Origin of the sequence: Vibrio tarriae (genome assembly GCF_002216685.1) — a bacterium.
GTDB lineage: Bacteria > Pseudomonadota > Gammaproteobacteria > Enterobacterales > Vibrionaceae > Vibrio > Vibrio tarriae.
In genome coordinates this window covers 2,221,333-2,242,020 of record NZ_CP022353.1, presented here as the reverse complement: position 1 = coordinate 2,242,020, position 20,688 = coordinate 2,221,333, and the positions used below count along the sequence as shown (strand labels likewise).

Sequence of the window (20,688 nt, the reverse complement as noted above, 5' to 3'; positions counted from 1 at the left end):
ACAAAGGGTTGAAAAAGCGCCATAAAAGCGCAACATCCTTGTTGTTATTGATAACAAGGTTCCGACCATGTACGCACTGGAAATAGAACAACTTAGAAAAACGTATGCCGGTGGCTTTGAAGCCCTCAAAGGCATTAGTCTACAAGTCAAAAAAGGCGATTTTTACGCTCTGCTGGGACCCAATGGTGCGGGGAAGTCGACCACCATTGGCATCATCTCATCGCTGGTCAATAAAACCTCCGGCAAAGTCACAGTATTTGGTTACGATCTCGATTCACAGCTTGAGCTTGCCAAACAGCAGCTTGGTTTAGTGCCGCAAGAGTTTAACTTCAACCCCTTTGAAACGGTCGAGCAGATTGTTTTGCAGCAAGCCGGTTACTATGGCGTACCGAAAGCGTTAGCCAAAGAGCGCGCGAAAAAGTACCTGACTCAGCTCGATTTGTGGGAAAAGCGCAGCGAACGAGCAAGAAACCTCTCTGGCGGCATGAAGCGCCGTTTGATGATTGCGCGTGCATTAATGCATGAGCCGCAACTGCTGATTCTTGATGAGCCAACCGCTGGCGTTGACATCGAACTGCGCCGTTCCATGTGGGAGTTTCTCAAGCAAATCAACGCGCAAGGGGTGACGATCATTCTCACCACTCACTATCTCGAAGAAGCGGAAATGCTCTGTCGCCACATTGGCATCATTCAACGCGGCGAGCTGATTGAAAACACCACCATGAAATCTCTGCTTAGTAAGTTGCACGTTGAGACGTTTGTTCTCGATGTGGATGGCAACGCACCCATTGCACCGCTGCAAGGAGTGGTTAAACAGCAGATGGTGGAAGGCTCGCTGGAGATTGAATTAGAAAAAAGCCAAGGGATCAACCATGTGTTTACCCAACTTACCGAACAAGGGGTGAAAGTGCTGTCGATGCGCAACAAAGTGAACCGTTTGGAAGAGCTGTTTGTCAGCATAGTCAACAGTGGTAAGCGAGGTTAATCAGCATGTATCAAATTTATTGGACGGCATTTTGTAGTCTGCTCGGCAAAGAAATTAACCGTTTTACCCGTATTTGGGTACAAACTTTGGTTCCACCCGCCATCACGATGACGCTGTACTTCATCATCTTTGGTAATTTGATTGGCTCTCGAATCGGCCAGATGAATGGTTTCAGCTACATGGAGTACATCGTGCCCGGCCTCATTATGATGTCGGTGATCACCAACTCTTATTCCAATGTGGCGTCCTCTTTCTTTAGCTCTAAGTTTCAAAAGAACATTGAAGAGCTGTTAGTCGCTCCTGTGCCAAACTATGTGATTATCGCGGGTTACGTGATGGGCGGTGTCGCGCGTGGTTTGTTGGTGGGGGCTATGGTGACGGCGGTTTCACTATTGTTTGTCGATTTGCAGGTCGATCATTGGGGCATCATTATTGCGACGGTATTTTTAACCTCGGTGGTGTTTTCACTCGGTGGATTGATTAACGCGGTGTTTGCCAAAACGTTTGATGATATCTCAATTGTCCCGACCTTCGTGCTGACGCCACTGACTTACCTTGGTGGGGTATTTTATTCGATTAGCTTGCTGCCGGAGTTTTGGCAAGGTGTCTCGAAGATCAATCCGATTGTCTACATGGTCAATGCGTTCCGCTACGGTTTCCTTGGCGTGTCGGATGTGGATATCACGACTTCGTTTGCAGTGTTAATGGCATTTGTGGTGGCGCTGTACTGTGTGGCGCATTATTTAGTGACCAAAGGCAAAGGGCTGCGCAGCTAATCAGGCAATCGATATAGAAAAGGTCAACCGAGGTTGACCTTTTTTGATCCAGAGACAAGAGGATTATTCTTCTTCGCTGCTGGCTTTGGTGTCGGTTTGCAGATCGAGAACTTGGTTATCAATCAAACGCACTTTACCGAGGAAAGCGGACATCAGGATCACGGCTTGCTTACTCTCACTGCTGATAGGTAGCAGAGTACGTGCATCACGGATGAAGATTTCATCTGGCTCTAAATCGGCCGCACGCAACTGATCCACCGCATCTTCAATGATTGATGGATAATCATCACGACCACCACGAATGGCGCTACTGATCCAGCGCATAGTGCGCGCCAAAACGGGCGCACGTTGGCGCTCATCCAGCGTCAGCAAATTATTACGTGAACTCATGGCAAGGCCATCTAACTCACGTACGGTCGCTACGCCGACAATCTCGATATCCATGCACAAGTCTTCCACCATTTGACGGATCACCGCCAATTGTTGGAAATCTTTTTCGCCAAAGCAAGCGACATCTGGCTGCACAATGTTAAACAGTTTAGTGACAATGGTCGCGACGCCACGGAAATGTCCCGGACGCGATGCGCCTTCGAGCATGTAAGAGAGCCCCGGCACTTCAACAAAGGTCTGCTTATCCAACCCTTGTGGGTACATGGTTTCGGGTGTCGGCGTTAAAACCAGATCAACCCCTTCGCCGTTGAGTTTGCTCAGGTCTTCTTCAAGCGTACGTGGGTAATTTTTCAAATCTTCTGCGCGATCAAACTGCATCGGATTGACGAAAATACTCACCACGACGACGTCAGCGAGCTCACGAGCTTTACGAACCAGGGTTAAATGGCCTTCATGTAAATTACCCATGGTCGGTACAAAAGCGACGCGGCGACCTTCGCGCTTGATCTGTTTGATCTGCTCGCGAAGAACGGCGATGTCAGCAAAAACTTGCATGTATGACTCCTTAGGCAATGGTGTGGGCGAGATCGGGAAACGCGCCACTGGCAACATCTTCGATATATTTGGCAACGGCTTGGCGAATATCGCCAGTCTCAGCCAAGAAATTTTTCGAGAATTTTGGCATGTAGTTCGCCGAAATTCCAAACATATCGTGCATCACCAAAATTTGGCCGTCAGTACCATTACCCGCGCCAATACCGATCACAGGAACATCCAAAATTTGAGTAATTCGGTTGGCGAGTTCGGCTGGAACGCACTCTAGCAGGACAATTTGTGCGCCCGCTTCTTGCAGAGCCAACGCATCACGTACCATGCGATCTGCTTTATCTTGTTCGCGGCCTTGAACTTTGTAGCCGCCGAAAATGTTGACCGACTGAGGCGTTAAGCCTAAGTGAGCACACACAGGCACTGCACGTTCAGTCAACATTTTTACGGTGTCGACTAACCAATCGCCACCTTCAATTTTCACCATATTCGCACCGGCGCGAACCAGTTTGGCCGCGTTTTCACACGCTTGTTCTGGTGTGGCGTAGCTCATAAAAGGCATATCAGCCATCAGCAGACAATTGGGGCTGCCTTTACGCACACAGCGGGTGTGATACGCAATGTCATCCACCGTCACGGGTAAGGTGTCGGCTTCTCCTTGTAACACCATGCCAAGTGAATCACCGACCAATAAGACGGGCATTTCTTGGCTCTCAAATAACTGAGCAAAACTCGCATCATAAGCGGTTGATGTAGCAAATTTGCGACCTTCCTGCTTCCATTTCATCAGGTCGTTTATGGTAATTTTTTTCATGTTTAGTCCTTACTCGACGTTGGCGAGTGCCAAATGCTGAGCCCATTGAGCGGTACTTGTTGCAATAACGCTTGGATTTCAGTCCCGTCTGGGAGGGTTAAATTTGGTGCGATTTCCGCGAGCGGGTAAAGCACGAATTCACGTACTTTCATTCCATAGTGAGGAATGGTGAGGCGCTCGGTCTCTATCACCTCATTGCCGTAAAGCACAATATCGAGATCGAGGGTTCTCGGTCCCCATCGTTCGCTTTTACGGACACGCCCCTGTTCTAGCTCAATGCGTTGTGTGCAATCGAGCAATTCCAGTGGCGTTAATTCGGTTTCGATGGCGGCAACAGCGTTGATGTAATCAGGCTGATTTTGCGGCCCCATCGGAGTGCTGCTATAGAGCGATGAAGCCGCGATAAGGCGCGACTTCGGTATGAGAGTAAGCTGTTGTATGGCCAGTTGTGCTTGGGCGACGGGATCGCCCAAATTACTGCCAATCGCAATGTAGGCAAGCATCATTCGCTGGATTTACTCTTGGATTTGTTGCGGGATGGTTTACGGCGGCGAGCACCAGATTTGCTGCTGCCCGTTGCATTACCGATATCACCCACCATGGCTTGGCGCATATTGCGTCCCGCGCTTTGGAAGGTTGCCCACCATTCCGCCAATTGTTTGGTTTCACCGCCTTCAATTTCGCCACGCATTTCGAGGAAATCAAAGCCTGCACGGAACTTGTTCAGTTCAAGTAGACGGAAGGCTCGTTTACCACTGCGACGGGGTAAGCGCTGCTGCAACTGCCAGATATCACGAATGGTGGTGGTATGGCGACGCGGGATCGCGATGCGTTTGACCACTTCATCCAAAATGCGGTTGCTGGCTTCGGTCATTGCATCAAATTCATTTAGGTTGAGCGATTCCATTAAGCGATCCGCGAGATCAATCATCGGATACCACAGCATGGCGGCAAACATAAAGGCTGGATTGATGCGCAGATCTTCTTCAACTCGAATGTCGGTCGCATCCAGCACCAAATCCAACATCTGCTCGGTTTTTGAACTGTGATCGGCGGTAAAATGCTCGGCGATGGTTGGAAAAAGCTGCTGGAACAGATTGTATTGACGCATTAAGTGGTAGGTTTCTAAACCATGACCTGCTTGCAGCATTTTGAGCGACTCTTCGTAGAGACGAGCCGCAGGAATGTCACGCAGCAATGGCGCAAGTTGCTCAATCGGCGCCGCGGTATCTTCTTCGATATCAAAATCGAGTTTGACCGCAAAACGCACTGCACGCAGCATGCGTACCGGATCTTCACGATAACGCGTTTCCGGATCGCCAATCAGGCGCACCAAACGATCTTCCAGATCTTCCATGCCGCCGGCATAGTCGTGGATGCTGTAGTCTGCAATGTTGTAATACATGGCATTGATGGTGAAATCGCGGCGCTCGGCATCTTCATCAATCGTGCCGTACACGTTATCACGCAGCAGCATACCCGCTTCGGATTGTGCAGCGATATTTTGGCTCTGGCTCGACTCTTGATGATGGCCACGGAAAGTGGCGACTTCGACGATGTCGCGTCCAAACATAATGTGCGCGAGACGGAAACGGCGGCCAATCAGACGGCAGTTGCGAAACAGTTGGCGCAATTGCTCTGGGGTTGCGTTGGTGGCCACATCAAAGTCTTTCGGCTTGCCACCCAGAAGTAAATCACGCACACCGCCGCCGACCAGAAAGGCCTCAAACCCCGCACCATGCAGACGATAGAGCACTTTCAGCGCATTTTCGCTGATCTGCTGACGCGAGATAGGGTGTTCCTGACGCGGAATGATGGTCAAAGCTAAGTCTGGATATGTGCGAGTGTTGCTCGGTTCAAAATCGTTATTATTCATGTGCTTCTGACAATGATTGCTGTTGCCGCTGTAAGCGCTACGCTGCTTAATTTGACGCTCAAACGGACGGAATTTGGCGCTAATAATAGCTTAAGCAGGACCATTTGAGAATCTTGGTGTGATCTCGATCGCTTCCGGTAGCTGGCTCACCTGCCAATGTTGACAGCCCCAAGACAGCATTTGCTCTGCGCTGGCATCGGAAAAATCCGCGGGCAGCGTAAAGCCTAAAAACTGCATCGCATGGGAAATGGTCTGCCGAGGCGCGGTTGAGTCAATGGCCGGAGCGTGATTCTGTTTCGAGAGTTTATTCCCGTTCCCATCCATCGCCAAAGGCAAATGTAAGTAGCTGACCGGCTTTTGTTTTAAAGTGTGATACAAGCTGATTTGCCGCCCTGTTGGTTCTATCAAATCTGCGCCGCGTACCACCTGAGTCACGCCTTGATCAATATCATCCAGTACCACAGCAAGATTGTAAGCAAACAGGCCATCTCGGCGTTTAATAATGAAATCTTCTTCTGCTAATGCTTTGGGTATGGTGATGGTGCCGTGTTTCAAATCAATGAATTGTTGCACCGGATTATCCATTCGTAGCCGAATCGAGCAGTCTTGCTGCCGCGCTGGCGGATGGATTTTGCAGTGGCCGTTATAAAAGCCGCCCATGGCTTTGATGGCTTTTCGGGTGCACTGGCAGTAGTAAGCTTGACCTGTGCTTAGCCAAGCATCGATTTGATCTTGGTATAAGGCGTGACGCTGGCTTTGGTAAACCACAGTGCCATCCCAGTGCAGGCGGTAGGCTTCTAATGTACGCAAAATGTGCGCGGCTGCTCCCGGCATTTCCCGGGGCGGATCGAGATCTTCAATACGGACCAGCCAAGTTCCTTGTTGTGCTTTGGCTTGGAAATAGCTTCCCAACGCCGCAATCAAAGAACCAAAATGTAATGGACCAGAAGGAGAGGGGGCGAAGCGACCAATATAGTTCATAGGGCGATTTACCTTTCAAATGCAAAGAAACAAGAAAAGGGAGCTTGTGCTCCCTTTTCCTTACTGTTCCATCTTAGCCAAGCATTTGCTTTTCTTTGATTTCAGCCAGTGTTTTGCAATCGATACAAAGATCGGCCGTTGGGCGCGCTTCTAAACGGCGAATACCGATTTCCACACCGCACGATTCACAGTAACCGAAATCCTCTTCTTTGATCTTGTCGAGGGTCTTTTCGATTTTCTTGATCAAACGGCGCTCGCGGTCACGGTTACGCAGTTCTAAGCTGAACTCTTCTTCTTGAGAAGCTCGGTCAACAGGGTCTGGGAAGTTGGCTGCTTCATCCTGCATGTGGTGAACGGTACGGTCCACTTCTTCTCTCAGTTGGTTGCGCCACGCTTCCAAAATCTTTGTAAAATGTGTGATTTGCCCAGGTGACATATACTCTTCACCCGGCTTCTCCTGATATGGCTCAACACCAGCAATGGCTAGGATGCCTAGCGTTTTCTTTTTAGACTCTGTCATACAGATCTCCTACTAACCCTAGTCAACTGCGAGAGCAGTTAAATTTAAGGCGGGTATCTATAGCAAAAAGAAGTGGGGGAGGCAAACAATCGAAGGTAAAGTTATCGTCAATGTGAAGACACCATCAATTTTTTGTCACTTGATGGGCAAATTTGACCTCAGATACCATTCGGATCTCGTGTTTTGAAAGTGACGCTTTGTAGCACAACACTTCCACTCCGGCTTCTTGTGCCGCTTTTAGTAACTGTGAATAGTTCGCGTCTATATGGAGAGCGGGAGCGACTTTTTCAATCCCTGAATGCAAAACGGCAAATAAAAGTATCGACCTGCTTCCATCTTTAGCGACTTCCGCCAGCTCACGCAGATGCTTCTGACCACGGGTTGTCACCGCATCAGGAAAGTAACCTTGCCCTTTATCACCTTGAATCTCATCCAAAAGAGTGACGCTTTTTACTTCTATAAAGCAGTGTGGTTGAGAATCTGACTTTAGCAAGATATCGATACGGCTATTTTCATGGCCGTACTTCACCTCGGTGCTGAGTGCGTCATAACCCCGCAGTTGTGGGATCTCTCCTGCCAAAATCGCTTCGACCACCAATGCGTTGGCTCGCGCAGTATTCACGCAAATCCAGTGACCTGCTTGGGTCTGCGTCAGTTCCCAACTGTGGGCGTATTTGCGTTTGGGATTATCCGATGTAGAAAACCACACCGTACTACCCGGCTCGGCGCAGCCAGTCATGGCGCCCGTGTTGGCACAGTGCATGGTGATCACCGAACCATCTTCCAGCGCGACATCGGCCAAAAAGCGTTTGTAACGTTTGAGTAAGGTTCCTTTTTGCAGAGGTGGGGAAAAGTGCATGTTTCTCTTCTTATTCATAGCCAATGGCGAAGGCATTTAAACATACCCTAGTGGCTTTGTCACAATCGCAATCCCCTTCCTATTGGAAGCGGTAGCCATGGTGTTTCAAGCTGTTAAAGGCCGATGCCATCGAGAGGTTAGCGGCAGGTGAGAAAGTCCCTCATTCCGCCTCTGGTGAAGCATTGAAGTTGAACATATAATGGCCGCCCGCCCGAGTCTGGGTATCTGTTTTTGGTAAGATTTCTTGCGTAAGTTTTTGAAAAATATAGCCCTATTTAAGGTTGTATTGCTGGCTGTTCTCGCGTTGTCAATTTGGTCTACCCGTATTCCCGATATGCCCTATCATCAAGTCACGCCTGAGTTGAGTCGGTCTGATTTCCATGTCATTGAATTTAATGATGAGGGTGAAATGCACCTGCCTGGGCAATACGAGATGTTGAAGGCGAGGTTAGCCAAAAACCCTGGAGCAGAACTGCTGATTTTTATTCACGGTTGGCACCATAATGCGGCTCCCACTGACGATAATTTTGTCGCTTTTCAACGTTTTCATCGCCAGATGGCGAAGACCAATCCTGACCTCATCGGGCTGTATATCGGTTGGCGGGGGATCAATATGATCCCTTGTGGTTGGATGGTTCAGACGATCCTGAAAGTCGAGTGGAAGCATTGGATTTTCCGACCATATTAACCAGCAAGCAGGTGGCGCGAAGAGTTGGCGAGCATGGGGTGAGAAAGCTGCTGAGTTCGCTGGATGAACTGCATCGTCAAGGAACGCTAGGGCGCTATATTTTAGTTGGGCACAGCTTGGGTGGTGTGGTTGCGCTGCACGCCCGCAAACAGGCGATGTTGGATAATCTGGCGGCAGGTCGCGGTGAAACCCATTTAACGGTGCTTTTAAACCCCGCAGCCTCTGCCAAAGAGTATCAGCCGCTGGATAAGTGGTTGAGTCCAGAAGGTTTTGGTCCATCCATGCTGGTGTTGCAGTCCAAAACCGATTTTGCGGTACGTGAGGCCTTTAACTGGATCAAAGATGGCGAGCGCGCCGTGGGTAACTCTTGGGCAATCACTCATGATGTGGACCCGTGCTCGGGGCGTGATTGTAATAAAGTGGTCAAAATCCCTCAGTGGCTGCTTGAGCACGATGCGAAACCGGGCTGCATGCACGTATTGCAAGGGGCGGGTTGGAAAATTCGCGCCAGATTGCACGCCCGCAAAACCGTACAAAGTTGCGAAGATGCCAACCGTCAGGCGGTGTGGGTACTTGCTGTGGCCGATGGTGTGATTGCTGGTCATAACGGCATTTTAACGGATGATCAGGCATTAGCTTTGAATGCTTGGATGAAGTCTAAGCTCACGGCAGCAACCGAAGTTGCTCCTGCTGAAGCCGTGGCGGAGCCCAGTGTTATCTCTCCCCATCTTAGTGATGAGCCTGTGCTGCCGAGCATGGAAAACATACCCACAGAGGTTGCAACTGAGCCGCTTTCAAGTGCGGTAGAGCTTGAGCCACAAGAGAGTGAGAGTGCTGTGCCTGCGATTTCTGAACCCACGCTTGAGGCGCCTTTGATTGCCCAACCGGAAGAGAGAGCACCACAGTAAGTTTTTTGTCTGCTGCGCCTCTTGATAGGAATGCACTTTGGGCACGGACTCCGTTTTATGTACAATGGCGCGGCCATTTAACCTTGTAGGAAGCGCCCTTGTCACCACTGCCCATTATTGAGGTGATGCCGAAGCTGTTGTCCGGTATCACCAACTCTCCACAACTCATCCTCAAAGCCGCGCCCGGTGCCGGTAAGTCCACCTACTTTCCGTTGCAGTTACTGCAAGCGGGAGGGTTCCACGGCAAAATCATTATGCTAGAGCCACGGCGTTTGGCTGCGCGTAACATTGCCCGCTATTTGGCGCAGCAACTGGGGGAAGAGGTTGGGCAGCGTGTAGGGTATCGGGTGCGCGGTGAAAACCGAGTCAGCCGTGCTACTCAGTTGGAGATTGTGACGGAAGGCATCATGACGCGCATGCTACAAAACGATCCGGAACTGGATGGCGTAGATGTGCTGATTTTCGATGAGTTTCATGAGCGCAGCATTCACGCTGATACTGCCTTGGCGTTGGCGCTCGAAGTGCAGTCTGCGCTGCGGGAAGATTTAAAAATCGTGGTGATGTCGGCCACACTCGATCAGCAGGCTTTGCAAAACTTACTGCCGCAAGCGAGTTATGTCGAATCACAAGGACGTGGTTTCCCGATAGAGATTCGCTATCAACCTCTGCGCTCTGATGAGCCGTTGGTGGCGGCGATGCAGCGACAAATTCGTCATCTTCTGCAGCACGAAACGGGCTCATTGCTGGCCTTTTTGCCCGGTGCCGCCAGCATCAACCAGTTAACCGAACAGTTAAGCGATTTGGCTAGCGAGGTTGAAATCTGCCCTTTGTATGGACAGATGGAGTTCGCCGCGCAGCAGCGCGCAATTGCTCCCACGGCGGCGGGGCGGCGCAAAGTGGTCTTGGCGACCAATATTGCTGAAACTTCGCTGACCATCGAAGGCATTCGCATAGTGCTTGATAGTGGGCTTGAGCGCAGTGCGCGTTTTGATCTCAAAACCGGCATTACTCGCCTTGAACAAGTGCGGATTGCTCAATCCTCTGCCGAGCAGCGGGCAGGGCGTGCCGGACGTTTAGAGCCGGGGATTTGCGTGCGCTTATACAGCGAAGCGCAGCTTAAGCAGCAACCTTGGGTGCCGGAGCCCGAAATGCTACATACTGACTTAGCGCCACTGGCATTAGAACTCGCGCAATGGGGCGCGCAGCCGAGCGATTTGGCTTGGTTGAATTTGCCACCGAGCAGTGCGTTTGCACAGGCGCAGCAACTGTTGCAGCGTCTTGGGCTTTTGGATGCACGCACGCAACTCACAGCGGCCGGTAAAGAGGCACATTTGCTGGGTGTTGAGCCGCGGATTGCTGCGATGCTGCTGAGCGCCGATCGCTTAGGTGAGTCGGCCTTGCAAAGCGCTTTAGCGTTGGCGGTGTTACTTGAAGAGCCTGAACGGCAAGTGATTGATGTACAACATAGCTTGCACCGCTGGCAGCAAGGTCGTCATCCCAAACAAAAACTGCTGATCCAACGCGCCCAATCTTTGGCGCACAAACTCGATACGGCATTTTCACTCTCCTCGGTTGATTCAACATGGCTGCCTTTAGTGGCGTGTTTGGCCTTTCCAGATCGAATTGCCCAGCAGCGCGGCCAACAAACAGGGCAATTTTTACTCGCCAATGGCCATGGCGCTTGGCTGGCGGTGGAAGAGCGTTTGTCCGCCGCCGATTATCTGGTCGCCTTGGATTTGATGCGCGGCCAAACTCAAGCGAGTCAAATATTCAGTGCCCTTGAGCTGGATATCCACGCGCTTGAACGCGTATTACCAGCGCTGATTTCTCGGGTTGAACAAGTGGATTGGGATGAAAAAGCCGGACGCTTGAGCGCGGAAGCGCAGTGGCGAATCGATCAATTGGTGCTTCGTCGTGAAAAGCTGCCAGAACCCGATAAACAAAAAATGACACAAGCTTTGCTGAGCTATGTACGGCGCAAAGGCTTAACAGTGTTACAGTGGAGTGAAGACGCGAGCGAGTGGCTTGCCCGTGCACGCTGCGCCGCCGAATGGCTGCCAGAAGAAGCGTGGCCAGCCTTGGACGATGAAACGCTACTGGCGCACCTCGAACTGTGGTTAGAGCCGTATTTAGCCGGCGTAACCGCAGTGAAAGGTTTGCAGAGTGTCTCCGTGTTGCAAGCGCTGAAGCACTATCTTGGCTGGGAGCTCAGTCAGCAGCTTGACGATTGGTTGCCAACCCATCATTTGCTACCAACGGGGAATCATAAAAAAATCCGTTATCAGTTAGGGATGGAGCCTACGCTCTCGGTGCGTATGCAGGAAGTGTTTGGCGAGCAAAGTTCGCCACGCGTTGCCAAAGGGACGCGCGCCGTGGTGATGGAACTGCTTTCCCCCGCGCAGCGACCGTTGCAAGTTACCCGCGATCTCGCCAGTTTTTGGGCGGGCGCGTACAAAGAAGTGCAAAAAGAGATGAAAGGCCGCTACCCGAAACACGTGTGGCCGGATGATCCTGCCAATCATGTGGCAACCAGTAAAACCAAACGACAATTGAACGCATGACGAGAAAAAGTAGTAACAGATCGCGTGGCCGTAAAGCGCGCAGTGGTAAAAGTGCCTCTTCCTCCAAGCTGCAAATCTGGCTGGGAAGGATTTGGAGTATCGGCTGGAAATTAGCACTGACGCTGGCCGCAGTGCTGGTTTTTATTGGTATCTATCTCGATTCGATGATCAAACAGCGCTTTGAAGGTCAGCTGTTTGATCTGCCGACCGTGGTCTATGCCCGTATTTTAACGCTTGAGCCCGGCAACGGCCTCAGTTTGCAAGAACTGCGCAATGAGCTCGATGTCCTCAATTACCGCAAAGTAGCACAGCCCCGTTTCCCCGGTGAATACGCCTCTTCTTCAAGTCGAATTGAGCTGATCCGCCGTCCGTTTGAATTCGCGGATGGCCCAGAGCCGGATCGCCGAGTGATGCTCACCTTTGATGGCAGTGGTTTGAACAAAATCGAATCATTAGAGCAAAAACGCGAGCTAGGCTACCTGCGTTTAGAGCCAAAACTGATGGGCATGCTGGAAAAAGATTCGCCGGAGCAGCGACTCTTTTTACGTCGCGATCAATTCCCCGAAGTGTTGGTTGATGCACTCTTAGTCACCGAAGATCGTGATTTTTATCAGCACGATGGCGTATCACCACTTGCGATTGGTCGCGCTATGGTGGTCAACCTTAAAGCGGGGCGCACGGTGCAAGGGGGCAGTACCTTGACCCAGCAGCTGGCTAAAAACATCTTCCTTTCTAGCGATCGCACCTTGTGGCGTAAGCTGCGCGAAGCCTATATGGCGCTGATCATCGATTATCGTTACAGCAAAGATCGCATTCTTGAAGCCTATCTTAACGAAGTTTATTTAGGGCAAAGTGGCGCAGATGCGATCCACGGTTTTGGTCTGGCTTCACGGCTCTATTTTGGTCAGCCGCTGCAAGAGCTACGGATTGATCAATTGGCATTGTTGGTTGGCATGGTTAAAGGGCCTTCTTATTACAACCCGATGCGTTATCCTGAGCGCGCTCGCGAGCGGCGCGATCTGGTACTGAAGCTGATGATGGAACACGATATTCTGACCGCGCAAGAGTATCAGCAAGCGGTAACGCGTCCGTTGGATGTGCAGAAATCGGCGCAAATATCGGGGCGTCAGCCGGCCTACTTCCAGCAAGTATCGATAGAGCTAAAAGAAAAACTGGGCGACCAATTTAAAGCGGATTCGGGATTACGGGTGTTCACCTCGCTCGACCCAGTGTCGCAGTCCAAACTCGAGCAAGCGATCCACGATCAGATCCCGCAATTGGCGAAAACCGCTGGCAAAGATTTGGAAGCGGCGGCGATTGCTGTGGATCGTCACAGTGGTGAAATTCGTGCCATGGTCGGTGGTAAGCGTACCGGTTACGACGGTTTTAACCGCGTGCTCAATGCCAGTCGACAAATCGGCTCTCTGGTTAAGCCTGCGGTTTATCTCACGGCGCTAACTCATCCTGATCAATACAATTTGGCAACGACACTGGAAGATAAACCGATCACTTTAAAAGGCAGTGAAGGCAGTGCGTGGACACCGAGAAACTACGACCGAAAATATCGTGGCGAAGTACCACTCTACCTAGCGCTTGCTCAATCACTGAATGTTCCGACCGTGGCTTTGGGGATGAAGCTTGGGATTGATCAAGTCTCAGCCACCTTGGGTAAACTCGGTGTGAATCGTGACGAAATTCGCCCAGTACCTTCCATGTTGCTCGGTTCGTTCTCGCTTACGCCGTATCAAGTCGCGCAGATGTACCAAACGCTGACCAATTCCGGCAAAAAAGCCCCACTTTCGGCGCTGCGTTCCGTACTCGATTTGGATGGCAACGTGTTGTATGAGTCGCTACCTAAAGTGTCGCAAGCGGTCGATCAGCAAGCGGCATGGCTCACCACTTACGCGATGAAACAAGGGGTGCAAGAAGGCACTGGACGTTACTTGAATGCGCAATTCAGCAGTGCTGCCTTGGCGGGTAAAACCGGTACTACTAACGATAACCGTGACAGTTGGTTTGTTGGGGTCGATGGCCGTGAAGTGACCACCATTTGGCTTGGCCGCGATGATAACCAGCCAACTAAACTCACTGGGGCGAGTGGGGCATTGCGTGTTTATGCGCAATATTTGAAATATCGTATTCCAGAGAAATTACAGTTACCTTGGCCGGAAGGTATTACCACTTTCGGCTTTGCGAAACAGGCACAAGGCGGTTTAACGCTCGATTGTGATAACGCGTTTAAACTGCCTATTTGGGACAATAAACAGCAATTAAAACAGCAGTGTGAAAACCGCCCGACCGAATGGATCAAAAAGCTGTTCGATTGGTAAGACGTTGGCTGGCGTGAAGTTGTCGTTATCTTGGAGACAACTTCACCGTGCTTACGTGACAATAGGCGTCTCTCTCCTTCCTACTTGAGGCTGCAGCAGTGTTGGCTAGGCTCGTTCATCCCAAGCATAGAGTCTGTGTATGTTCATAAGGATGAACTCATTTGTCGCCCACCTGTAACTCCAAATAGTTTGGGTATATATTGGTTTGATTCTTAAGGATTTCGAGGATAACTCACGTGATGAAATGGGCGGTATCATTCAGCGTAGTCGTAGGGATATTGTTTGCCCCATTGGCGTTGGCACAAGAAGCCAAGGCTCAAGTCGCCAAACGACCTAAAATCGCGTTAGTTCTGGCGGGCGGTGGCGCCAAAGGTGCCGCGCATATGGGCGTGTTAAGAGCGCTGGAGGAGCTGCACGTTCCCGTCGATATCATCACAGGAACCAGTATGGGCGCTTATGTCGGTGGTTTATATGCCACTGGCATGAGCGCAGAAGAGATCGAAGCACTGATATACAGCGTGGATTGGAACCGTGGGTATCGCGATCGTGTTGATCGTAGCCAGCGCCGAGTCCGTGACAAAGAGTATGAAGATCGCTACCAAATCACCACAGATCTTGGCCTACATTGGGGTGAAGTGCGCGCACCGAAAGGTGTGGTGCAAGGACAAAACATGCTGCGCATGTTGCGTGAAACCACAGGTAATCTTCCCACTTTCGATTCTTTTGACCAATTGGTGATCCCGTATCGCGCGGTAGCGACCGACATCATTCATCTACAAGAAGTGGTGCTTGATAAAGGTTTTTTGGTGGATGCCATGATGGCCAGTATGTCGGTACCTGGGGTGTTACCGCCTTATGAAATTGACGGTTTATGGCTGGTGGATGGTGGAGTCACTAACAACATGCCGGTTGATGCCGCGCGTGCGATGGGAGCGGATATTATTATCGCAGTCGACATCAGTACCGACTATAAAAGCCAAGATGATTTCACCAATCTTTTTACGGTCGCTGACCAACTTTCCAATTATTTGGTTCGCCGCAGTACCGAAAAACAGATCGATCATTTGACCTCGCGCGATCTGCTGCTGCGCCCCCCTGTGGGCAAAATGGAAACCACTGAATTTGACAAAATGCCGGCGGCTTTTGCGATGGGTTATCAAGAAGTGATGGATAATCAGGCTTTTTTCAAGAAAATTGCTCTGAGTTCAGCACAATATCAAGCGTATGTGGATGAGAAAGAAGAGCGGCGTAAAACCTTGCGCTATGGTGACGATATTAAAGTCGACGAGATTGCTCTGCAAAACAACACTCACTACAGCGATCTGCTATTACTGAACCGGCTCGATTTGGAACCGGCGCAAAAGCTCAGCACAGAAGAGATTGAAGCGAGCATAGAAGATCTTTATGCGTTAGATCGGTTCGAGCTGGTGCGCTATCAATACGAGCAGCAACAAGATACAGAACAGCTAGTGATCGACGTTCGTGAAAAATCGTGGGGACCGAATTACGTCAACTTCCGCTTCTTCTTGGAAGATGATTTTGAAACTGAAAGCCAGTATGCCTTGGGGGTTTCTACCAATTTCACCGACATTAACTCGCATGGTGCTGAGTTAGTGCTCAATATGGAAATGGGTACGGATAAACTGATAGAGGCAGAACTCTATTCGCCTTTCCTCTCCGGAGAGAAAATATTTACTACTGCCTCGATGCTCTACAGCAACGAAACACGCAATGCCCCTTTGACGGGGTTTGATGATACTTCGCTGAGTGCAACCGATAATTACTTACCTGTCACCTATTCAGAATGGGTTGCGGAAGTGGCGTTGGGATATCAAATTGAATTGTGGCGAGAAATAAAGCTTGGAACTCGTTACAGCCAAGGTACTGGTGAAGCATCTTCATTACCTTCGATTGGGGATTTTTCCTTCCAGCGTAGCGGTGTGTTTTTCGATTATCGACATGACACCTTGGATGACTTCAGCTTGCCCCAGCAAGGGATTTATTTTGACTTGGAATATCTGCTATCTAAGGACAGTTTTGATGGCAGCAATCCACTCTCTGGGGATGCGCTCTCCTCTGATACGGTATCGGAGCTTTCTGGGCGATTGATCGCTGCACACACCTTTTCACGCCATACTTTAGTCGCAAATGTGGATATGGGGGTGGTGAAAAGTAAACATTCATCCACCCCGATTGATCCGAAAAGCATCGGTGGTTTTCTCAATTTGTCGGGCATACCACGCAATAGCTTGATTGGTCAAAACAAGCTGTACGGGAATCTCGTTTACCGTTACCGCTGGTTTGATAATGATTTTGGCATGTTCACTTCCCCCGTCTACTTAGGGGCATCGATTGAATACGGTGGTGTCTGGTCTGATCCTGATTTGCGTTTGCAAGATGCTCCTTTGTATGGCGCAGGTTCGATCTTCGCTGGGGTCAATTCGCCGATTGGACCGATTATGTTTGGCTATGGTCGCACTGAACAGAATTATGACTCGATCTATTTCATTATTGGTACCACATTTAAATAGCGAGAACGTGAGACGAGTTTGTGTTGAGTGCTTTTCACTCAGTGAGAAAGCTAAAACTTTAGTCTCAAGTTGCTATGTTGGTCAAAATGATGAGATTTTAATTTATCGTTAAACTTGCTATTCTGACGCCCACAGTTTGGCCTCTATGGCGCTGTTTCTCAGTCAATTTGAGTGAAAACAAGGGCTAGGGAGAGCCAAGTTTCCAAGGATGTTCGCTCGTATTTTTATAATCAACTGGGTGAACCGCAATGAGAGGAAAAAGTCGTGCTTGAAGCCTACCGTAAACACGTCGCAGAGCGTGCCGCTGAAGGAGTTGTACCTAAACCCCTAGACGCAGAGCAAGTCGCTGGACTTGTCGAACTTCTGAAAAATCCCCCACAAGGTGAAGAAGCTTTTATTCTTGACCTACTTGAAAATCGTATTCCTCCGGGCGTCGATGAAGCGGCTTACGTGAAAGCGGGTTTCTTGACTGCTGTTACGAGAGGCGAGGTCGCATCTCCGTTGGTGAGTCGTGAAAAAGCGGCCGAGCTACTCGGTACCATGCAAGGCGGCTACAACATCGAACCGCTGATTGAATTACTGGACGATAGCGCGCTGGCTCCGATTGCCGCGAAAGCGCTGTCTCATACACTATTGATGTTTGATAACTTCTACGATGTGGAAGAAAAAGCCAAAGCGGGCAACCCATTTGCCAAACAAGTACTGCAATCTTGGGCAGATGCGGAGTGGTTCCTATCTAAGCCTGCATTGCCTGAAAAAGTGACCTTAACCGTATTTAAAGTGACTGGTGAGACCAACACGGACGATCTCTCTCCAGCGCCTGATGCATGGTCACGTCCTGATATTCCTGTACACGCATTAGCCATGCTGAAAAACGCGCGTGATGGCATTGAGCCTGATGTAGCGGGCAAAGTTGGCCCAATCAAACAGATTGAAGTACTTAAAGCCAAAGGTCACCAACTGGTTTATGTGGGTGATGTTGTCGGTACCGGTTCATCACGTAAATCGGCAACCAACTCAGTGCTGTGGTTTATGGGGGACGATATTCCTAATGTGCCTAACAAGCGTACAGGTGGTTATGTCCTTGGTGGTAAAATCGCCCCGATCTTCTTTAATACCATGGAAGATGCTGGTGCGCTGCCGATTGAAGTGGATGTCTCTAAGCTCAATATGGGCGATGTGATCGACGTTTACCCATTTGAAGGCAAAGTGTGTAACCACGCGACGGGCGAAGTGCTTGCGACTTTCAAACTGAAGACCGATGTCCTGTACGATGAAGTGCGTGCGGGTGGCCGTATTCCGCTGATCGTTGGACGTGGCCTGACGGATAAAGCGCGTCACGCATTAGGTTTGGAAGCGTCAAAAGAGTTTCGTCGTCCTGTGGCGGTTGCGGATAGCGGTAAAGGCTACACGCTGGCTCAGAAAATGGTGGGTAAAGCGTGTGGTGTACAAGGTGTACGTCCTGACACTTACTGTGAACCTAAGATGACGACCGTCGGTTCGCAAGATACTACAGGCCCAATGACGCGTGATGAACTGAAAGATTTGGCGTGTTTGGGTTTCTCTGCTGATTTAGTCATGCAGTCTTTCTGTCACACCTCGGCTTATCCAAAGCCAGTCGATGTGCAGACCCACCACACGTTACCTGATTTCATCATGAACCGTGGGGGGGTTTCACTACGTCCGGGTGATGGTGTTATCCACTCATGGTTAAACCGCATGCTACTGCCAGATACAGTCGGTACTGGCGGTGATTCGCATACTCGCTTCCCTCTTGGGATCTCATTCCCAGCAGGCTCTGGTCTGGTCGCGTTTGCTGCGGCAACTGGCGTGATGCCTTTGGATATGCCTGAATCTATTCTGGTGCGCTTTAAGGGTAAGATGCAGCCGGGGATCACGTTGCGTGATCTGGTGCATGCCATCCCTTATTACGGCATCAAGCAAGGTCTGCTCACGGTAGAAAAAGCGGGTAAGATCAACGAATTCTCAGGTCGTATCCTAGAGATCGAAGGAGTTGAACACCTAACGGTTGAGCAGGCGTTCGAGTTGTCTGATGCATCGGCAGAACGTTCAGCAGCAGGCTGTACGGTTAAGCTTTCACAAGCATCGATTGAAGAGTACCTCAACTCGAACATCGTGATGCTGAAGTGGATGATTGCCGAAGGTTATGGCGATCGCCGTACCATTGAGCGTCGCATTCAAGCGATGGAAGCGTGGTTAGCCAACCCAACGCTGATGGAAGCGGACAAAGATGCCGAATACGCGCATGTGATTGAAATTGATCTTGCTGAGATCAAAGAACCTATCTTGTGTGCGCCGAACGATCCGGACGATGCACGCCTGCTCTCTGAGTGTGCAGGTGAGGCCATCAATGAAGTGTTCATCGGCTCTTGTATGACCAACATCGGACACTTCCGTGCGGCGGGTAAATTGCTTGAAAAATTCAATGGTCAATTGAATACTCGTTTGTGGGTCGCTCCGCCAACCAAGATGGATCGTGACCAACTGATTGAAGAGGGTTACTACGGTATTTTTGGTCGTGCTGGTGTGCGTATCGAAACGCCGGGATGTTCGTTGTGTATGGGTAACCAAGCACGCGTAGCGGACAAAGCAACCGTAATGTCGACTTCAACGCGTAACTTCCCGAACCGTTTGGGCACAGGGGCTAACGTTTATCTCTCTTCCGCTGAATTAGCGGCTGTAGGGGCAATTTTGGGTCGAATCCCAAGCGTGGCTGAGTACATGGAGTATGCGAAGCAGATTGATGCGGCAGCAGCGGATACCTACCGTTACCTCAATTTCCACCGCATGGGGCAATACACCAGTAAAGCTGATTCGGTCATTTTCCAAGAACCTGCATAAGATGAGTGATTGAATCCTCTTTTAAAGCCGCGCTTGTCGCGGCTTTATTGTGGGTATTTTTCCATTCGGTTTAATTCAGCGGCCATCACTTGTCTAAGTATCGCGAAGGGGTTTGCGATATACTCGCGCCATTGTGGAGCGGTGGAGTGTTCACCATGGAATTTGAATTTATTAAAAATACCCTGCTCGGTGAGTATGCGGTGCGATGCAATATGGAGCACCAAATCGTCGGGCGATGGCTACAAGAAGAGATTGGCCAAGACCTAGCCAAACTCAATCACGTATTAGTGCTGATCGATAAGGCAGAACAATCACCAGCCCAAGAGTTTTTATGGACGGGACGTGAAATCTCATTACTGGTGCAAGGCGATGAAATCACAGTGCAAGAGAATGCGCTGGCTTATGAGAGTGAGCATGAATTAGAAACCGATTTTGCTCTCTATGACAGCGAAAGCATTGCCGCCTGTGGGCGAGAAGACTTTTTGGCCTTACTGACGCAGTGGCAAAGCTTTATTCAAAACCAGGGTAGGTTCTAATCCATCCTGCTCATACGTTGTGCGTTATTGTTGGGAAAAGGCTGCACCGAATCGGTGCGGCCTTTTGTTTTTTTACTCAACAAATGTTTATATGTCCATAAAAATCATTAAGTTAAAAAGTTGGCACGCCCCTTGGATAATGAAGAGTAAATGGACGACTGCTTCAGAGAGGAAGAGATGAAACTGATTAACGCAATCATTAAACCATTCAAGTTGGATGATGTTCGCGAAGCGCTGGCGGATGTTGGGATTGAGGGGATGACGGTGTCTGAAGTGAAAGGCTTTGGACGTCAGAAAGGACACACTGAACTGTACCGCGGTGCTGAGTATCAGGTCGATTTTCTCCCTAAAGTCAAAATTGAAATTGCGACTCAAAGCGACAATGTCGATCGCGTAGTTGAAGCGATCATTAAGGCGGCACACACCGGAAAAATCGGTGATGGCAAAATTTTTGTGTATGACCTAAGCCAAGCGGTGCGTATCCGTACTGGTGAAATGGATTCAGAAGCCCTTTAAATTCAAGGA

15 protein-coding genes and 1 pseudogene are annotated in these 20,688 nt (G+C 50.0%); 9 read left to right on the top strand and 7 right to left on the bottom strand.

Features of this window, described 5'->3' with window-relative positions:
* The first annotated feature begins 67 nt into the window (after positions 1 to 67).
* Both CEQ48_RS15905 and CEQ48_RS15900 read left to right on the top strand, forming a co-directional pair.
* A complete protein-coding gene (locus CEQ48_RS15905; RefSeq protein WP_000271068.1) occupies positions 68 to 985 on the top strand; it encodes an ABC transporter ATP-binding protein in 918 nt (305 codons plus the stop codon).
* Positions 986 to 990: 5 nt separating this feature from the next.
* Positions 991 to 1,761 (top strand): ABC transporter permease, encoded by a 771-nt coding sequence (locus tag CEQ48_RS15900; protein ID WP_000284381.1) that lies wholly within the window; start codon positions 991 to 993, stop codon positions 1,759 to 1,761.
* A 63-nt stretch (positions 1,762 to 1,824) separates the two neighbouring features.
* Here CEQ48_RS15900 and panC read toward each other — a convergent pair whose 3' ends face one another.
* From panC to sfsA, 7 genes are all read right to left on the bottom strand, one after another.
* Entirely contained in the window at positions 1,825 to 2,706 is an 882-nt protein-coding gene (panC, locus tag CEQ48_RS15895; RefSeq protein WP_001195750.1) for a pantoate--beta-alanine ligase, read from the bottom strand.
* A gap of 10 nt (positions 2,707 to 2,716) precedes the next feature.
* The gene (gene panB, locus CEQ48_RS15890; protein ID WP_000724408.1) at positions 2,717 to 3,511 is read right to left on the bottom strand and encodes a 3-methyl-2-oxobutanoate hydroxymethyltransferase; all 795 of its coding nucleotides are present in this window, start codon (positions 3,509 to 3,511) and stop codon (positions 2,717 to 2,719) included.
* Positions 3,512 to 3,513: 2 nt separating this feature from the next.
* On the bottom strand, positions 3,514 to 4,017 hold the full coding sequence (gene folK / locus CEQ48_RS15885) for a 2-amino-4-hydroxy-6-hydroxymethyldihydropteridine diphosphokinase (protein WP_000978980.1): 504 nt from the start codon (positions 4,015 to 4,017) through the stop codon (positions 3,514 to 3,516).
* Entirely contained in the window at positions 4,014 to 5,387 is a 1,374-nt protein-coding gene (gene pcnB / locus CEQ48_RS15880) for a polynucleotide adenylyltransferase PcnB (RefSeq protein WP_001062038.1), read from the bottom strand. Before pcnB ends, folK begins: the two co-directional genes overlap by 4 nt.
* Before the next feature lie 90 nt (positions 5,388 to 5,477).
* Complete coding sequence (gene gluQRS / locus CEQ48_RS15875; protein WP_089071913.1) at positions 5,478 to 6,368, bottom strand: tRNA glutamyl-Q(34) synthetase GluQRS; 891 nt, start codon at positions 6,366 to 6,368, stop codon at positions 5,478 to 5,480.
* A gap of 73 nt (positions 6,369 to 6,441) precedes the next feature.
* Positions 6,442 to 6,888: an RNA polymerase-binding protein DksA gene (gene dksA / locus CEQ48_RS15870; RefSeq protein ID WP_000140367.1), complete on the bottom strand. Its 447-nt coding sequence runs from the start codon at positions 6,886 to 6,888 to the stop codon at positions 6,442 to 6,444.
* A gap of 124 nt (positions 6,889 to 7,012) precedes the next feature.
* The gene (gene sfsA, locus CEQ48_RS15865; RefSeq protein ID WP_000545808.1) at positions 7,013 to 7,747 is read right to left on the bottom strand and encodes a DNA/RNA nuclease SfsA; all 735 of its coding nucleotides are present in this window, start codon (positions 7,745 to 7,747) and stop codon (positions 7,013 to 7,015) included.
* Between the two features lie 244 nt (positions 7,748 to 7,991).
* Here sfsA and CEQ48_RS15860 point away from each other — a divergent pair.
* The 7 genes and pseudogenes from CEQ48_RS15860 (at position 7,992) to glnK (ending at position 20,679) form a co-directional block, all read left to right on the top strand.
* A pseudogene (locus CEQ48_RS15860) lies at positions 7,992 to 9,343 on the top strand (alpha/beta fold hydrolase).
* Positions 9,344 to 9,441: 98 nt separating this feature from the next.
* Positions 9,442 to 11,904, top strand: a complete 2,463-nt coding sequence (gene hrpB / locus CEQ48_RS15855) for an ATP-dependent helicase HrpB (protein ID WP_089071912.1) — start codon at positions 9,442 to 9,444, stop codon at positions 11,902 to 11,904.
* Entirely contained in the window at positions 11,901 to 14,234 is a 2,334-nt protein-coding gene (gene mrcB, locus CEQ48_RS15850; protein ID WP_089071911.1) for a penicillin-binding protein 1B, read from the top strand. Before hrpB ends, mrcB begins: the two co-directional genes overlap by 4 nt.
* Positions 14,235 to 14,473: 239 nt before the next feature.
* The gene (locus CEQ48_RS15845) at positions 14,474 to 16,765 is read left to right on the top strand and encodes a patatin-like phospholipase family protein (protein ID WP_181712664.1); all 2,292 of its coding nucleotides are present in this window, start codon (positions 14,474 to 14,476) and stop codon (positions 16,763 to 16,765) included.
* A 264-nt stretch (positions 16,766 to 17,029) separates the two neighbouring features.
* Positions 17,030 to 19,627, top strand: a complete 2,598-nt coding sequence (gene acnB, locus CEQ48_RS15840) for a bifunctional aconitate hydratase 2/2-methylisocitrate dehydratase (RefSeq protein WP_089071909.1) — start codon at positions 17,030 to 17,032, stop codon at positions 19,625 to 19,627.
* Between the two features lie 155 nt (positions 19,628 to 19,782).
* Positions 19,783 to 20,163 (top strand): YacL family protein, encoded by a 381-nt coding sequence (locus CEQ48_RS15835; RefSeq protein ID WP_089071908.1) that lies wholly within the window; start codon positions 19,783 to 19,785, stop codon positions 20,161 to 20,163.
* A gap of 177 nt (positions 20,164 to 20,340) precedes the next feature.
* Positions 20,341 to 20,679 carry a P-II family nitrogen regulator gene (gene glnK, locus CEQ48_RS15830; protein ID WP_000767166.1) on the top strand — a complete coding sequence of 113 codons (339 nt, stop codon included), beginning with the start codon at positions 20,341 to 20,343 and terminating at the stop codon, positions 20,677 to 20,679.
* The last annotated feature ends 9 nt before the right edge of the window (positions 20,680 to 20,688 follow it).

What these genes read in the sequence shown, in the direction of transcription:
- CEQ48_RS15905 (WP_000271068.1), top strand. Translation starts at nt 68, where the DNA reads ATGTACGCACTGGAAATAGAACAACTTAGAAAAACGTATGCCGGTGGC.
- CEQ48_RS15900 (WP_000284381.1), top strand. Translation starts at nt 991, where the DNA reads ATGTATCAAATTTATTGGACGGCATTTTGTAGTCTGCTCGGCAAAGAA.
- panC (WP_001195750.1), bottom strand. Translation starts at nt 2,706, where the DNA reads ATGCAAGTTTTTGCTGACATCGCCGTTCTTCGCGAGCAGATCAAACAG.
- panB (WP_000724408.1), bottom strand. Translation starts at nt 3,511, where the DNA reads ATGAAAAAAATTACCATAAACGACCTGATGAAATGGAAGCAGGAAGGT.
- folK (WP_000978980.1), bottom strand. Translation starts at nt 4,017, where the DNA reads ATGATGCTTGCCTACATTGCGATTGGCAGTAATTTGGGCGATCCCGTC.
- pcnB (WP_001062038.1), bottom strand. Translation starts at nt 5,387, where the DNA reads ATGAATAATAACGATTTTGAACCGAGCAACACTCGCACATATCCAGAC.
- gluQRS (WP_089071913.1), bottom strand. Translation starts at nt 6,368, where the DNA reads ATGAACTATATTGGTCGCTTCGCCCCCTCTCCTTCTGGTCCATTACAT.
- dksA (WP_000140367.1), bottom strand. Translation starts at nt 6,888, where the DNA reads ATGACAGAGTCTAAAAAGAAAACGCTAGGCATCCTAGCCATTGCTGGT.
- sfsA (WP_000545808.1), bottom strand. Translation starts at nt 7,747, where the DNA reads ATGCACTTTTCCCCACCTCTGCAAAAAGGAACCTTACTCAAACGTTAC.
- mrcB (WP_089071911.1), top strand. Translation starts at nt 11,901, where the DNA reads ATGACGAGAAAAAGTAGTAACAGATCGCGTGGCCGTAAAGCGCGCAGT.
- CEQ48_RS15845 (WP_181712664.1), top strand. Translation starts at nt 14,474, where the DNA reads ATGAAATGGGCGGTATCATTCAGCGTAGTCGTAGGGATATTGTTTGCC.
- CEQ48_RS15835 (WP_089071908.1), top strand. Translation starts at nt 19,783, where the DNA reads ATGGAATTTGAATTTATTAAAAATACCCTGCTCGGTGAGTATGCGGTG.
- glnK (WP_000767166.1), top strand. Translation starts at nt 20,341, where the DNA reads ATGAAACTGATTAACGCAATCATTAAACCATTCAAGTTGGATGATGTT.